This is a genomic window from Dyadobacter sp. CY351, from assembly GCF_021502625.1.
Lineage (GTDB): Bacteria > Bacteroidota > Bacteroidia > Cytophagales > Spirosomataceae > Dyadobacter > Dyadobacter chenhuakuii.
On sequence record NZ_JAKFFU010000002.1, the window covers coordinates 357,904 to 371,165 of the forward strand.

The 13,262-nt window shown below is 45.1% G+C and carries 13 protein-coding genes; 9 read left to right on the top strand and 4 right to left on the bottom strand.

Going from position 1 to position 13,262, the window contains the following annotated elements:
- The first annotated feature begins 10 nt into the window (after positions 1–10).
- Together L0660_RS03545 and L0660_RS03550 are read left to right on the top strand one after the other, a co-directional pair.
- Positions 11–298: a hypothetical protein gene (locus tag L0660_RS03545; protein ID WP_026632302.1), complete on the top strand. Its 288-nt coding sequence runs from the start codon at positions 11–13 to the stop codon at positions 296–298.
- 108 nt (positions 299–406) lie between these two features.
- Positions 407–1,615 carry a hypothetical protein gene (locus L0660_RS03550; RefSeq protein ID WP_235158209.1) on the top strand — a complete coding sequence of 403 codons (1,209 nt, stop codon included), beginning with the start codon at positions 407–409 and terminating at the stop codon, positions 1,613–1,615.
- 59 nt (positions 1,616–1,674) lie between these two features.
- Here L0660_RS03550 and L0660_RS03555 read toward each other — a convergent pair whose 3' ends face one another.
- Positions 1,675–2,964: a hypothetical protein gene (locus L0660_RS03555; RefSeq protein ID WP_235158210.1), complete on the bottom strand. Its 1,290-nt coding sequence runs from the start codon at positions 2,962–2,964 to the stop codon at positions 1,675–1,677.
- 175 nt (positions 2,965–3,139) lie between these two features.
- On the opposite strand from L0660_RS03555, the gene L0660_RS03560 reads away from it, so the two are divergent.
- From L0660_RS03560 to L0660_RS03570, 3 genes are all read left to right on the top strand, one after another.
- Positions 3,140–3,709, top strand: coding sequence for an RNA polymerase sigma factor (locus L0660_RS03560; protein ID WP_233795595.1), 570 nt, complete (start codon positions 3,140–3,142; stop codon positions 3,707–3,709).
- A gap of 887 nt (positions 3,710–4,596) precedes the next feature.
- Entirely contained in the window at positions 4,597–6,576 is a 1,980-nt protein-coding gene (locus L0660_RS03565; RefSeq protein ID WP_235158211.1) for a T9SS type A sorting domain-containing protein, read from the top strand.
- 101 nt (positions 6,577–6,677) lie between these two features.
- The gene (locus tag L0660_RS03570; RefSeq protein WP_235158212.1) at positions 6,678–8,027 is read left to right on the top strand and encodes a GH1 family beta-glucosidase; all 1,350 of its coding nucleotides are present in this window, start codon (positions 6,678–6,680) and stop codon (positions 8,025–8,027) included.
- Between the two features lie 26 nt (positions 8,028–8,053).
- On the opposite strand, the gene L0660_RS03575 is transcribed toward L0660_RS03570, so the two are convergent.
- The gene (locus L0660_RS03575; RefSeq protein WP_235158213.1) at positions 8,054–8,284 is read right to left on the bottom strand and encodes a hypothetical protein; all 231 of its coding nucleotides are present in this window, start codon (positions 8,282–8,284) and stop codon (positions 8,054–8,056) included.
- Between the two features lie 103 nt (positions 8,285–8,387).
- Between L0660_RS03575 and L0660_RS03580 the strand changes: the two genes are divergently transcribed.
- The 3 genes from L0660_RS03580 to L0660_RS03590 all read left to right on the top strand — a co-directional run bounded on the left by L0660_RS03580 (position 8,388) and on the right by L0660_RS03590 (position 10,512).
- A complete protein-coding gene (locus L0660_RS03580) occupies positions 8,388–8,873 on the top strand; it encodes a hypothetical protein (RefSeq protein WP_235158214.1) in 486 nt (161 codons plus the stop codon).
- A complete protein-coding gene (locus L0660_RS03585; protein WP_235158215.1) occupies positions 8,870–9,430 on the top strand; it encodes a DUF4097 family beta strand repeat-containing protein in 561 nt (186 codons plus the stop codon). Before L0660_RS03580 ends, L0660_RS03585 begins: the two co-directional genes overlap by 4 nt.
- A 104-nt stretch (positions 9,431–9,534) precedes the next feature.
- Entirely contained in the window at positions 9,535–10,512 is a 978-nt protein-coding gene (locus L0660_RS03590; RefSeq protein WP_235158216.1) for a ComEA family DNA-binding protein, read from the top strand.
- Positions 10,513–10,545: 33 nt separating this feature from the next.
- On the opposite strand, the gene L0660_RS03595 is transcribed toward L0660_RS03590, so the two are convergent.
- A complete protein-coding gene (locus tag L0660_RS03595; protein ID WP_235158502.1) occupies positions 10,546–11,265 on the bottom strand; it encodes a TIGR00730 family Rossman fold protein in 720 nt (239 codons plus the stop codon).
- A 135-nt stretch (positions 11,266–11,400) separates the two neighbouring features.
- Between L0660_RS03595 and rpiB the strand changes: the two genes are divergently transcribed.
- Positions 11,401–11,832, top strand: a complete 432-nt coding sequence (gene rpiB, locus L0660_RS03600) for a ribose 5-phosphate isomerase B (RefSeq protein WP_235158217.1) — start codon at positions 11,401–11,403, stop codon at positions 11,830–11,832.
- Here the strand turns inward: rpiB and L0660_RS03605 are convergent.
- Positions 11,829–13,241 (bottom strand): hypothetical protein, encoded by a 1,413-nt coding sequence (locus tag L0660_RS03605; RefSeq protein ID WP_235158218.1) that lies wholly within the window; start codon positions 13,239–13,241, stop codon positions 11,829–11,831. The genes rpiB and L0660_RS03605 overlap by 4 nt on opposite strands.
- Positions 13,242–13,262 lie beyond the last annotated feature (21 nt).

The following is a 13,262-nucleotide window of genomic DNA, read 5'->3' on the forward strand; positions in this document are numbered from 1 at the left end:
TTAAACAATCATGAGCCATATCGCTATCCCAATCCCGCCGCTTCAAGGAAAGCAGGAGATTAAAGTTGAAGTAACAATTAATGGTATCAAGCAAAATTTGTTTTATCGTGTTGAGCTTTTTTATTGGGAAGACTGCTCAAATCCTGTCGCGCATCGTGCGGACTGCATTAGCGAAATGCTTTCACATCACGATCCGGATTGGACGGTTTACTATATAGGCGCTCCCAATGATGATTTCGTTCCCATTACTTTCGTGAAAAAAGAGAGCCGTAACCTGCTTAGAGAGGCGATTGCATAGATCTTGAACTAAGCAATTAATATTTAAAATCTTTATTTGCATCATTGTTGCAATATTCAATCCTATGATTCTATATTTGCATCAATGTTGCATTTAAAGATTTTTTTTATGAAAAAGCATTTATTCAAAACACTCTTCACAATCGGACTGGTTTTCGCACTCGCTTCCTGCGATAAGGATGACGAAAATCCGGTTACTCCCGCCGCGCAAAGCGAATTCAAATTCATCCGTATCCTGGTCAATGATGAGAGCAGCAAGGAAATCTCACTGGTAGATCCTGTTAAGCTGACTGTCGAAAAATTTGAAGCGCAGTTTCCTAAATCAGCCTTGTATGGAACGCAGGCAGGTCGTTTCGGTGCTTTGGTTAATGGTGCCAATAATTATGTCCAGTTTTTTGATACTGGTTTTGAAGGCCACGGAGATCATGTGGATGTGAAAGGAACCCCTAAGTTCGGCGCCTTGACCGGAACAGGAAATAAGCCGACGCACTTCAAGAGCAAAAGCGATGAGGTCATCACTTTCAATGACGGGGACGGCACACTGGCCATTGCGAAAGAGGCAGACTTCCACACGCCGGGTGCTAAAATGACGATTGTCAATGCAGGAAATGTTGCGCACCACGGCGCAATGACGAAGTTTGATAACGGCACTTATGCCATTACAGTAAAAGACGGCTCGGTAGCGGGCACATTGCCTGAGCGTGTGAAAATCATCGACGCTTCCGGTAAAACGCTTTTTGCTTCAACGCTGGCAACGAAAGGCATTCACGGCAACGCCACTAACGGTTCGGTGTCCTTGTTTGGCTCTTCGAGTGGTATTTTGGTTGTAGAACCAAGTGGAAAACAAAGGCTCATTGCACATCCTGCGGACTTTGGTGACGCATGGTTTGGTTCGATACTGGAAGCGAAGGGAGCCGGAAAATTCATCGGTTACACTGCCGCGAAAGGTGCTTATCTGATTGATATCACTGCTAACACAGTAACGCCCATTCTTGCCACTACAGACATTATGCAGGCAAAAGTGGATTATGCAGGGATCAATCTCGTGATCCTGCTGCACAGCGGCGAAGTGCAGATTTTTGACTTAAAAACTAATACAGTTAAGAAAACCGGATCGGTCATTCCTGCAACTGCCAAAGATGAAACCCAAAAGCCGCAGCTTGAAGCAACAACGCGGTTTATCTACATTACCCAACCGAAAAACGGAGAATTGCTGCGGATCAATACCGAAGATTTTTCCAAAGTTGAGAAAATCAAAGTTTCAGCAACACCATATCGTTTGAGTATCCTGGGCATTGAGTCAGACGAAAGTCACTAGCCATGATAAAAACCTTTCGGGTAATAATGACCCGGAAGGTTTACAAGCAATCTTTTGATTTATTTTTTGTCGGCCGCCACCAGATCACTGGCTCTCATCGGATTACTTAATAACTTCTCAAATGCTTTCCAGCGTTTTTCCTGGTCCTGGCCGGACGTTTTCTCAATGTAGTTTTTGACCAGGTCCTGCCCATAATTGTAGTTGATCACATAGCTTCCGTATTTTCTGATGAATCTCAAATAATCCGTTGCACCCTTTTCGGTCAGCAGGCAATAGTCTGTTAACCAGCGCAATGCATCTTTGTCATTCATGGATTTATTGATAAGTCCTCTGGCAACTTCATTCCGGGCATAATTCAGGGCAGAGCTTATTTTAAGCGCTTCGAAGTAAAGATGCGCGCCGGTGGTGTCAATATTCGCCAAAGGCATCAGAATCTGTTTGCAATATTGTTCCTGAGAGTCGCCGGGAAATGCGATGGAAATGCCATAGTTAGCACTTCCCTCGGCAATGAGCGACTGCGGACTGAACAGCGGATACAGTGAAATTTCCTGCGAACCCTGATCGTAATAAACATTTTTTTCCAAAAGCACATTGAACACGTGATGCCCCGGATAGCCTTCATGGCAGGCAAGGTCAATGGCCCTCTGGATAAAGATAGGCTGACTGATATTGATCTGAATCACGCTTTGGTAATTGCCCTTATACCAGTTATATCCCGACCAGGGCTTGTCCGTCACGTATTCGAGCTTGAAATTCTCGCCTGCAGGTAATGTGTAATGTTGCAGGGTTCGTCGCCTCGCTTCCGCAATGGCAACCTGAAAAACCGTGTCAATCTTATCTTTTGGGATCAAAAACCTCGCAGCTAACTTCTGAAACCGGTCCGGAAGCGCACCCTTGCCCGGCAAAATGCTGTCCATTTGTGCAATCAGGTCCTGAAAATGTTTTTCATTGTAAATCGGTGCAACGGCGTCAAACAGGTCCCGGGATTCTGTATCAAATGCATCACGCTCCCCAGCAACGATCTTTACCCGGCGTTCAAAGGCCGTAAGCTGTGAGCCCAACCACTCAGCGCGGTGGTGAATTGTGTCGTTTTTTGTATTGGTTAGCAGGTCAGTAACACGACTTTTAAGCTCTGTGATCCTGAGGGTCAAACTGTCTTTCGGGAAATCAGCCGTGTCCTTTGCCACTGCCGGTCGCCGGGAATCCGGCCCGTAATATGCATCTACAAAATCGGGGTCATACTGGCCAATGGTAAGGCCCAGTGTTACATATTCCCGACCGATTTGTTGCAGCTTTTCCTCATCATTCACCGATTGCTTTTCGGACGAACAGGCGAGAATTATACACATAAAAACAAATATGAAAAGGCTATTTAAGGTCATTGCAGTGAATAGTTAGGTAAAGTCCCGATCCCACATTGGGTGTAAATTACACAGATTGATTGGAAACGGAACTGGAACAATATTAATAAAATCACAAGAGCCGGATATAGCCGGACATGAACCCAGACAAAAAGCTATCTACATGAATGCCAAGTATACCTACACAGAAGCAACGCTTGTATCCCTTCTGAAATCTAACGATCGTAGTGCCTTTGAATATTTGTATGATAATTACTCTTCGGCGTTATATGGTATCATTGTCAAGATTGTGAAAGACGAGGAACGTGCCTGTGATGCGATGCAAGATACCTTTCTGAAAATTTGGAAAAATATCGGCCACTACAATTCTGAGAAGGGAACCCTTTTCACCTGGATCCTGAACATTGCGCGTAATACTGCCATTGACAAGCTGCGTGTAGAATTGAAAAAGGAACGCGTTATCCAGCTGGAACTTGTCCGCGATGGCGATCTTATTTCCTCTACGATTTTTAACCCGCTTCCGGCAACAATGGATCTTCGCTCAATCGTAGAGCGCCTGCTTCCTGAGCGTAAAGTGCTTATTGAAATGGTTTATTTCCAAGGATATACGCACGAAGAAGTTTCAGAACGGCTTAGCCTGCCTTTGGGAACTGTAAAGTCAAGAATCCGGAAAGCTTTGCAAGAACTGCGTGAGATTTTCGAGGTCTGCGCTCCGAAGCCCATCTTTGCTTAATATCAAGCTCACAGTATTTCTACATTACGCTGCTTTATACTTTTAATTTCCTGAATACGTGTGCGGTTGGTAAATATGCAATTTTCTGCATTTTGCGGTGGATCGACGTAAGTCTGGTGTATGTCTTTAAATGAGCCTGCGGTCAGCAATCTAAGTGCACTGGCTTCATAATCTTTTGTTTATCTCCTTCGTTAATTTTTTAACGGCACATTGCTGGTTTGCTGTCTTAGCCGTTACATTATATTCTACACGGCATAAGTGGGCAGGGAATTTTGTAGAACTCAAAAAATTACGCAAATTTTTTTTGTCGAATTTTCTCAATGCATTTTTAGCTTCTGCTACAAGTCTCATACAAGCTTCACATTCTCTCCAGACTCCTTTACGAACGCGCGTACTAGAAATTTTTCTCACGATCCAATTCCTTTCTTGTAGAAACGGTTCGTCTCCTATAAGCCAGTCAATTAGTTCCTGATTCTAAGTTTTTGGGATCACTAAACTGCTTCTCGGGAGTTGTAACCGCTATACACATTTAATTCACATTCTAATCGGCTCTTCTTGACAACGTGTAGTACATACCGTTTAAATTAGACTAGAATTGAAATAGTTATATATGGCTCCGTCACTGTAAGTGAGTGTGGTTCCAACCACTTGTTGATATGTATAAAAAGTAAATCGCTGATCAGAAGTGAATTATTGAAAAATTCACTGTAATAATACTTGCTCCTAGGTTGATAGAAATAATTTAAAAAACCCACTAGACATAAGTTTAAGTGCAGTGTAATATAAAAAAAGTTATATTTTTAGTTGATCTGAACTATACATTTGCACCGTAGATTTTACTTAAACGTCTAGCTATTACAGCCAATTAACTACAAATCAATTATGTTATGAAAAATTTTACTTTACTCATTTGTTCCCTCCTGTTAACCTTCGGACTTGCCGGAAATGCCTATGCCACAGGCGATTGTGGCTGCAGTGATTCCGATAATGCGCTTAAAAACGGAAATTTTGAATCATTGGACCACTGGCAAAAGTCAGACGGTACAAATTTCCGTCTTGACAATGCATACAACCAATGCGGCAGTAAGAACGGCTTGATCGATCAGTCGGGATATGTGTATCAAAATGTGCCTGTGCAAGGTGGAAGCGCCATCAATATGACTGTGTATGGTGGTACGCACGATGTGAGGCAGACGCATAAATTCTATCTTCGTTTCTATGACAAAAACAACAACGAGATAGAAAATGAGCGTGTAACCGTTGATATGGACTACCAGGTTACCGGAAATGGCAAGCTGAAAAAATTCACATTAAAGAAGGATGTTGTTCCTGCAAATGCTGTGAAGGTTCAGTTCAGATTTTACGCCAGCGGGGCATATTTCAAAGTGGATGTTGCCTGTATGTCGATCACGCCTCCTCCGGTAACTGCTGATTGCTGCAAGGATTCTGAAAACGCAGTGAAAAACGGAAGTTTCGAAAACGGAACGAATGATTGGCAGAAATTCGGAAACGGAAATTTCAGACAGGATGATCCATACAGCATCTGCGGTAGCAAAAACGGTTTGATCGAGGGTGCAGCAACTGTTTACCAGGATGTAACCCTGACCTCAGGAACCAGAGTAAATGTAAGCGTATATGGCGGAACGCATGACACAAATCAGGACCACAAGTTCAAACTGGAATTTTATAACAGCGCAGGCGAATTGATCCCAGTTGCCGAAACACCTCAAAACCTGGTTCATATGAACTATCAGGTAACGCAGGAGCACAAGTTACAGCAATATAACCTATCCGAAACGGCACCAGTGGGAGCTACCAAAGTACGGATCAATGTAATTTCCGGAGGTAACTATTTCAAATTCGACGTGGTGTGTATGACCCTTACGCCGCCAACAACACCGCAATGCGAGACTTGTAACGATAATAAATTGGTTAACGCCAGCTTTGAAGAAGGAACGGCCAACTGGACAACAGTAGGACACGTATTTGCAGATGCTACCATTGCCGTTTGCGGCTCGAAAAGCCTGATCTTAGCAGGTAACGGTTCGTTCCATCAGGATTTCGCCTTTGAATCATCCCTTGGAAATTCTGTTACATTGAGCATTTGGGCAGCGGTAAAAGAGAACAGGGATCAGAAAATCGAAATGATCTTCCTTAATGGCTCCAATAAAGTGCTGGGAACATTGACGCAGCAGGTCGATAAATTGGTGACCAGCGATCCTTATGGCTTGCAAAAATACATTCTTGCCGGTGCGATTCCATCAGGTACAACAATAATCCGCATTCAGGGCTCCGGATCAGAAGATTATCTGGCGGTTGACGGAGGTTGCTTAACTTTCTCAGGTCCTCCGCTTCCGGTAACATTGTCTGCCTTTAATGTGAAAAAAGAAGGGGCTGTTGCCACATTATCCTGGTCAACAACTTCTGAAACGAACTCTGATCATTTTGAAGTTCAGCACAGCGGTGACGGTAAGAAATGGGCGGTCCTTGATATAGTGGCAGCACAAGGCGAAAGCAAATCATTGGTTCCATACAGCTATACTCACACTAACCCTCTGGCTACCAACCTTTACCGGTTAAGAATGGTTGATCAGGATGGCACATTCTCTTTCAGTTCGATCAAAAGCCTGAAATTTGATGGTGACGCACAATTGAGCGTGTATCCAAACCCGACGGTAGACCGCATCGTATTGAACAGCAGCCAGGCCATTTCAAGTGTTAAGTTCTATGATCAGCGTGGCGTGCTGGTTCTGAACACATTACCTGACGCATCTAATGCGATCGACGTTAGAAAACTGAATCAGGGAACATACTTTGTCAAAATCAATGACGGAACCCTGACGCGCAAAATCCTGATCGTGAGGTAACAGCCGCTTGATATTTTGAGAGCCCTTCATCCGTAATTATCGGGTGGAGGGCTTTTCTTTTGTAATATGTTTCTAACTTTCCGGCATATAAAAAGGCAGCAGTGACGACGGATATTCATTTCAATAAGCAGGATTTTGGTGCGGATTTCAGCTGGGGAGTCGCTACGGCAGCTTACCAGATCGAAGGGGCGGTGGATGTGGATGGCCGTGGCCCGTGCGTCTGGGATAAATTTGCAATGATAAAAGGCAAGATTAAAAACGGGGATGATGCACGCATAGCTTGTGATTTTTATAACCGTTTCGAAAGCGATATCGAGCTGGTCCATGCATTGGGTTTCAAGGAATTCAGGTTTTCGATTTCCTGGTCACGCATTTTGCCGAAAGGTCACGGCGAAGTGAACGAGGCCGGGATTTTATTTTATAATAAATTGATAGACAAATGCTTGTCACTTGATATCGTTCCATGGATTACGCTCTATCACTGGGACCTTCCGCAAGCACTTGAAGATCTCGGCGGGTGGAAAAACCGACGGATTCTGGAATGGTTTGAGTCCTACGCCACGATATGTGCAAATGCATTTGGCGACAGGGTCAAAAAATGGATTGTGCTCAACGAGCCGATGGCTGTTGCAGGACTAGGTTACACCACGGGATTGCATGCGCCGGGAAGGAAAAGTATCAGCAACTTTTTGCCCGTTGTGCATCATTTGGCCATGTGCCAGGCGATCGGTGGGGAAGTGATCAGGCGCAATGTTGCAGATGCTTACATTGGAACAGCCATTTCATGTTCATATGTATACCCGGCGAGTGCGAGCTTCCGGGACGTACGCGCTGCCAAACGCGCCGACGCATTGATGAACCGACTCTTTATTGAGCCCGCATTGGGAATGGGTTACCCGGCAGATGCGTTCCGTTTTTTAGGAAATATTAAACGTTACATGCAACCCGGCGATGCCGAAAGGCTCAAATTTGACTTTGATTTTATTGGTATACAAAATTATTTCAGTGTGGTGGTGAAGCATTCTTATTTCGCACCGGTGGTTTGGCTAAAAGAAGTCCCTGCAAAACTCAGGAATGTGCCGGTAACAGCTATGGGCTGGGAAGTGAGCAGTGATGGAATGTATCACATTTTGAAACAATTTGACGCGTACGACGGAATCCGGGAGATCATTGTTTCGGAAAATGGTGCCGCTTTTCACGATGAGGTTGAGGGAGAAAATGTTCAAGATCCTGAGCGAACATCATTCTATCAGGAATATCTGGCGGCTATATTGAAAGCTAAAAATGAAGGAGTGAAAGTGAAAGGTTACCTTGCCTGGACAATGATGGACAATTTTGAATGGGCAGAAGGCTACGCAGCCCGATTTGGGCTGGTGCATGTGGATTTTAAGACCCAGAAACGCACTGTTAAGGATTCGGGCAAATGGTTTGCCTCTTTTCTGAAAATGTGAAATGCGACCAGGAGTGGTCGCATAACTTATAGATTTAGAATGTCTTTGGCTTCCTTTTCGGAATAGTAGGGGCCAAGCTCTGCTTCGTCAATGATCTCGTGAACCTGGTCTTCGGATGCCCGCATAGACCTGGCAGCGGATTCATGCTCAGGAATTTCGCTGAAATGGATCATTCCTTTTTGCTGTAAATTTTCGAGGATTTTAGTGATCAATTCTTCTTCCGAGTCATTCGCCACTTCAATGTGAAAGGTTTTCATAGTAGTCTTTTTGTATTTAAATATATTATTTCAAAAACCATACCGGCGATGCAACCTTGCAGCCAGATTCAGCATCATTCAGAAAAACCTAATCATATTAGACATGAGAAACAGAAAACTACTTTTAATAATGTTTGCGCTTTTCACAGCAGGGGCCGTTTCTGCCCAGGTTGATAGCGATAAGCCCTATGTTACCAAAAATTTCAGCAGCGCAAACCTGAAAGAACTTGCCGTAGAAACATCCGGCGGCTCAATAACCGTAAATGGCGGCCAGAACAGCGGATTCAAAGTCGAAATGTATGTCAGACCCAATAATTGGAATGGCAAGAGCGAACTGACCAAGGAAGACATCGAAGACCGCCTGGAAGACTACGACATTCTTATCGGGACAGAAGGAAACCGTGTTGTTGCGACTGCAAAACGGAAAAACAATGTGAAATGGAATGATAAAAAAAGCATTTCCATTGGTTTCAAAGTTTCAGCCCCAAGAAATACACAAACAAACTTAAAAACCAGCGGCGGCAGCATCCACATAGCGTCGCTAAGCGGTGAGCAGAATTTCGAGACAAGCGGCGGAAGCAGAAAGTGAGTGACCTCGACGGTTTGATCCGCGGACGGACTTCGGGCGGCAGCATCGATGTCATGAATTGCAAAAAGGACATCGACCTCCATACAAGCGGAGGAAGCATTAAAGCAACCGAATTGACCGGTAAAATCCAGCTCAAAACCTCCGGCGGCAGCATTGCATTGAATGGCCTTGAAGGCGACATTGAAGCACGCACGAGCGGCGGAAGCGTAAAAGGCGATGGCATTAAAGGCACATTGAATACGGGCACATCGGGCGGTTCGGTAAGGCTTGCTAATGTATCGGGAAGCTTGCGGGCCAGCACCAGTGCGGGAAGTATTGAGGTGGAAATGGCTAAACTAGGCGATTATGTGGATCTGTCGAGCTCAGCGGGAAGCGTTCGCGTGACCATGCCGATGGATAAGGGCGTAGACCTGGACCTGAAAGGAAACAAAGTAAACATTGCCCTGAAAAACTTTGATGGGGAAGCAGCAAAAGATCGTGTACGTGGAAAAATGAATGGCGGCGGCATTCCGGTTACGCTCTCAGCCAGCGCCGGAAGTGTTTCTGTGAATCAGTAATTATATTGTAAATGAGAGCTGCGAAGGTGTAAAAAACATCTTCGCAGTTTTTTTTGTGACCAAAAACGAAAGCTGCGTCTAAAGGGAAATTAATGTCCCGACAAATGTTTCGTAAAATCGCGTTTCTGCTGCAATCGTATTTTGGTATTTCAAGAAAAGAAGCCAGGGGTGCGCTGGTCCTCATGGTGCTCTGCCTGCTTTTGCTGTGGTTACCCTTCTTTTTCCGGAGGTTCCTGTTGCCTGAGCTGCACATCAACGAGCGGCCGGTTAATGTGAAAATACTCGATAGTCTGGCCGTTGTGTTGGAGAAGGCAAGCCAGGCTAAGAGCAAGTCTTTTAAACCCTATCCTAAAAAAACATTAGCCCGCAAACCCGGGAAGCCGGTTAAGCTGTCTGATTTTGATCCTAATGTGGCCTCCGTTGACCAACTTGAAACGCTTGGCATTCCCGCATTTCTTGCTAAAAGAATTGAAAATTTTCGAAGCAAAGGAGGCAAGTTCCGAAAGAAAAACGACCTGCTTAATATCTACGATCTTCCGTCAGAACTGTTCCATAAGCTCGAAAAATACATTGTTTTTACGGCTCAGCCAACATTTGAAAACAACACTGCCGGAACAAAAAAGCATATTGGAAACGATAAGGCACCTTATTCAGCATTTAGTAAACCTTCGAAAACGGTCATAACGGCATTTGACATGAACACCGCGGATACAACCGAACTTGTGAAACTGCGCGGGATTGGAAGCAAGCTTTCGTTACGCATCCTCAAATTCCGTGATGCGCTGGGCGGATTCCATTCTGCGGATCAATACGAAGAGATTTTCGGGCTGGACTCTGTGGCGCTGGCTGAGCTGCACCGTTATGGAAAGGTCAGCAGCGCAGTGAAAAAGATTAATCTCAATAGCGTGAGTGCCGAGGACTTGGGTAAGCATTCGTATTTCAAAAACAAGAAAGTCACTGCCATCATTATCAATTACCGAAATCAGCACGGGCCGTTCAGGAATGTGGATGATTTGCGGAAAGTGCGGGTTGTGGATGAAGCCATGATCAAAAAAATAGAGCCGTATCTTCGTTTTGAATAGGATACGGCTCTGGCAATATTGCGACTTGTGTGCTTAGAAGTTTGGCTTCAACATATATTTATTGTAGAAGTTGTCGATCACTTTTACGGCTTCATCCGGCGTGTCTACAACACTGATCAGTTTCATGTCTTCGGGATTAATGTTGCCCTCGGTCAGCATTGTTCCCTTAATCCAGTCGAGCAGACCGGTCCAGTAACTGCTTCCTACAAGCACGATGGGAAAGCGTCCGATCTTCTTGGTCTGGATCAGCGTCATCGCTTCAAACATTTCGTCCAGCGTTCCAAATCCTCCCGGCATGACAATAAATCCCTGCGAATATTTAACAAACATTACCTTTCGTACAAAGAAAAAATCGAAGTTAATGTTCTTGTCAGGATCGATATAAATGTTGCTATGCTGCTCAAAAGGGAGTTTTATATTTAATCCAACCGACTTTCCGCCTTGCTCAAGCGCACCTTTGTTACCCGCCTCCATAATCCCGGGCCCACCGCCCGTAATTACGCCATATCCATGTCTTACGAGCTTGGCTGCAATATCTTCGGCTGTTTTGTAATGCGGATTGCTGGATAGCGTCCGCGCCGACCCGAATATAGAAACGCAAGGCCCGATCTTCGCCAGCTTGTCAAACCCTTCGACAAACTCGGCCATTACTTTAAACACAACCCAGGAATCTGCACTTTTTATCTCATTCCAATTCCGGTCTTCAAATGCTTCCTTGATCCGCTTTTCATCTTCGGGAACCGCGGGGTTCATCAGGGAGACGTCTATTAATTCCGCATTGGTTGGCTTTGCTTCTTCACTCATATTCAGATATTCAATTTAGTTGTTGAAGTAGATAATCGTAACTTTGTAGGACCATCATTAAATGTTACAATTAACAAAAAACTAATGAGAAAAATTGCTATCGGTTCGGATCACGCGGGTTTTCCATATAAGGAGCCGGTTATCAACTGGTTAACGACGAATGGTTTTGAAGTGAAGGATTTCGGCACATACAGCGCCGATTCTGCTGACTATGCAGATTTTGCCCATCCCGTGGCTAACGGCGTTGAAAGCGGCGAGTTCGAGAAAGGCGTGTTGCTTTGCGGCAGCGGCCAGGGCGTTTGCATTACGGCCAACAAGCATCAGGGAATTCGTGCAGCGCTGGTTTGGGACCTGCCACTAGCAGCATTAGCCCGCCAGCATAACGATGCAAATATTATTTGCATACCCGTTCGATTTATCGAACTGGAAACGGCACTGGCAAGCGTAGGCGCATTCCTGGCGACGGAATTTGAAGGTGGTCGTCACCAGACCCGGGTGGATAAGATCGCCTGCTAGATCTTACGCTGATAAATCCCTTTCCAGGGACTTAATTCATATTGGCTTCTTAATGCCGGAACGCGGTAAAGCAGTTTCGGCATAATGTTCACTTTGTCGATAACGTAGTCCGGCGGATCCTTTTTGAAGTTGTCGTAGACGTGTATCACGCTGTCAAAATTATCCAGGTTGCGCAAATCATAGCTGGCGAGTTCCCAGTTGAGGTAAGGCGTGGCCGTGTAATTATTGATATATTCCCCTGAATGCTGCCCCAGCACCAGTACGCGCTTATTCTGGATCTGTTCCGGAAGCGCTGCTTGTTTTGCACGCAGATTTTCGAGCTTACCCATGGATATTCCGGGTATAATGCCGCGTAAACCCTGATATTGGATCATCAGGATCACAGCGCCCATTGTGATAAACTGAAACTCGTCGGCCCAGCTTTTTTTTCTGAAACTCTGAAAATAATGTGTTGCAAAAAACGCAGCAGGCGGGATGAAGATCACAAACTGCATCGGCGCCATAAACTGCATGAGCGGAATGGTGAACACCGCAATGATAAACCAGAGGGCCATCACCTGCTGGATCCGAGTTTGATAATTGACAAAGCGCAACGTGGTGAAGATCCGCATAAAACCCATCACCCCAAAGCCCAGCGGCAGCAACAGCGACGCGATCAGTGAGGAAAAATCATTGAGGTTATATTGTTTTACCTGAAAAACAGAAGTCAGCAGGTTCCTGTTAAGACTTTCAATGCCATTGTTCATATAAAAGAACAGCACGACCATCAGCAACGGGAATAAAGATCCGAACAACCCCAGCAAATGGTGACGCACGGTGGAACCTGTATAAAACAACAGCGCCAAAAATGCCCAGATCATGAACAATGAAGCCGGCAGATAAAACAATGTGGCAATCCCGATATAAAGCCCCATTTCAAAAACCTGGGTCGTTACTTCCCTTCTTACCAGGATCTTGACAATGGCACCGAAGGCGAAAAGCAGGAATGTATTAGCCATCAGCATGGGCGAGAGCGTGCCCATATCAAAGGAAATGTTCAGGAACAATGCATATAAAGCACCTGGAAGGAACGTGCGTTCGGGGAAAACTTCCCGGGAATGTATAACGTAGTTGAAATAAAGGATCTGCACGACTGAAACCGTGATCGCGGCGAGCTGATAAACCCATTGCGTGCGGCCGAAAAGCGTGTCGATAAGCCAGTAAGTAAGGCCCGAAAAAGGGCTTACATTGTCCCACACGTCGCGGTAAAGCATAAATCCACGGCCCATTTGCTCGCCTACCAGCATCCAGCTCAGTTCCGGGATAAGCAGCGGCGCACCCCCCAGGAAAAATGGAAGCCGGAGCAGCAGGAAAAATACGACCAGACTGATGCTCTGATACCGTGCGTTAACGCGAAAAAAACTTAACAAGAAGTATGCGGATTATGTATC

Excerpts from the sequence above, each read along its gene's own strand:
- L0660_RS03550 (WP_235158209.1), top strand. The coding sequence starts at position 407 with ATGAAAAAGCATTTATTCAAAACACTCTTCACAATCGGACTGGTTTTC.
- L0660_RS03545 (WP_026632302.1), top strand. The coding sequence starts at position 11 with ATGAGCCATATCGCTATCCCAATCCCGCCGCTTCAAGGAAAGCAGGAG.
- L0660_RS03560 (WP_233795595.1), top strand. The coding sequence starts at position 3,140 with ATGAATGCCAAGTATACCTACACAGAAGCAACGCTTGTATCCCTTCTG.
- L0660_RS03565 (WP_235158211.1), top strand. The coding sequence starts at position 4,597 with ATGAAAAATTTTACTTTACTCATTTGTTCCCTCCTGTTAACCTTCGGA.
- L0660_RS03580 (WP_235158214.1), top strand. The coding sequence starts at position 8,388 with ATGAGAAACAGAAAACTACTTTTAATAATGTTTGCGCTTTTCACAGCA.
- L0660_RS03590 (WP_235158216.1), top strand. The coding sequence starts at position 9,535 with ATGTTTCGTAAAATCGCGTTTCTGCTGCAATCGTATTTTGGTATTTCA.
- L0660_RS03595 (WP_235158502.1), bottom strand. The coding sequence starts at position 11,265 with ATGAACCCCGCGGTTCCCGAAGATGAAAAGCGGATCAAGGAAGCATTT.
- L0660_RS03555 (WP_235158210.1), bottom strand. The coding sequence starts at position 2,964 with ATGTGTATAATTCTCGCCTGTTCGTCCGAAAAGCAATCGGTGAATGAT.
- rpiB (WP_235158217.1), top strand. The coding sequence starts at position 11,401 with ATGAGAAAAATTGCTATCGGTTCGGATCACGCGGGTTTTCCATATAAG.
- L0660_RS03575 (WP_235158213.1), bottom strand. The coding sequence starts at position 8,284 with ATGAAAACCTTTCACATTGAAGTGGCGAATGACTCGGAAGAAGAATTG.